Source organism: Acinetobacter sp. 228 (assembly GCF_048147885.1).
Genome location: NZ_JAYWYV010000413.1, coordinates 1 through 1,187, shown reverse-complemented (window position 1 = coordinate 1,187; position 1,187 = coordinate 1). Strand labels below are relative to the sequence as shown.

Below are 1,187 nucleotides of genomic sequence, written 5' to 3'. Positions count from 1 at the left end.
TTTCTTTTTCACTATCTTTAAGAATTTTACCGGCTTGCTGAAAAAATTTATGTTCTTCTTCTTTTAAGTGGTGATGGACTTTTTCGCTCAACTGTTTAGCGGTTGCCAACCAACTTGGGCTACTCATATCCGTTTTTTCAAGTTGCTCGACCAACTCATCCATTTCATGGTGTTCAGATAAAGCATGTCTCGTAATATCCAAACCGACATCATCAAACATTAAAGGGATATATAAATAACGGTCTTCGGCAACTGAGTGAGCATAAAGTTCGTTTTTTAATGCATCAAATAATTCTTTTCGTTCTTCGGTTAAACCATGTGTCTGGATTAATTGTTCAGAAAGGTTGCGTTGATTTTCGTGGCTTTCTCTTAATGCTTCGAAAATATTCATTCTCTTCCTCATTTTTAGTTAAAAAATCTTTTTTATTTCAAGGTTTATCGTACGGCAAAATTTATATTATTTAAGTAGCTTAAAATGAGACTATTTTTTACACAGTTTTCTTTCTAGTAAGTTTCTGTAATGATTTTTATATTTATAGCTTTAAATGATACACAAAAGTATGAACCACTCCTCAGGAACAGTTCATACTTTTATCTTATTTAACCTGTAACAAACATTTGATATCCCAAACGGCAAATCAGGATACTCACCAAAATTAAAAAGATAATACGTACAAAACCACTACCGTATTTAAGCGCGGTACGCACCCCAACAATAGAACCTAGCACGTTAGCCGCTGCCATCATTAAACCAATATGTAAAAGAGCGTGCCCAGTTGGGATGAGGAAACTCAGCGCAGCTAAGTTGGTCATAAAATTACCGATTTTTGACAACGCCGAAGCATGTAAAAAATCGACTTGTAAAAAACGAATGAAGAAAAAGATAAAGAAACTACCAGTACCCGGTCCGAAAATACCGTCATAAAAGCCAATCGCCAGACTACCGATACCAGCTAAAACGAGCATTTTCGTAGTAATTTTTTGCTCGGTATGAACCTGTCCGAAGTTCTTTTTAACTAGGGTATAAATCGCAATCACAATCAACATCACGAAAACGAAAGGACGCAATACCGATTGAGGGATAAGCGACAAACAAGCTGCACCTGCGAAAGAACTAATCAAAGCACAAATGGCAATAACGGCTAAAAGCTTCCATTGCAACTTTACTTTTTTAGCAAATGTATAAG

At 35.8% G+C, this 1,187-nt stretch carries 2 protein-coding genes; both read right to left on the bottom strand.

The window, feature by feature from the left end; all coding sequences use genetic code 11:
* Positions 1 to 391: hemerythrin domain-containing protein (locus tag VXQ92_RS19470; RefSeq protein ID WP_271781402.1), on the bottom strand; the 391-nt coding region annotated here is incomplete at its 3' end.
* A gap of 209 nt (positions 392 to 600) precedes the next feature.
* On the bottom strand, positions 601 to 1,187 hold a 587-nt coding region (locus VXQ92_RS19465), incomplete at its 5' end, for a sulfite exporter TauE/SafE family protein (protein ID WP_416682900.1).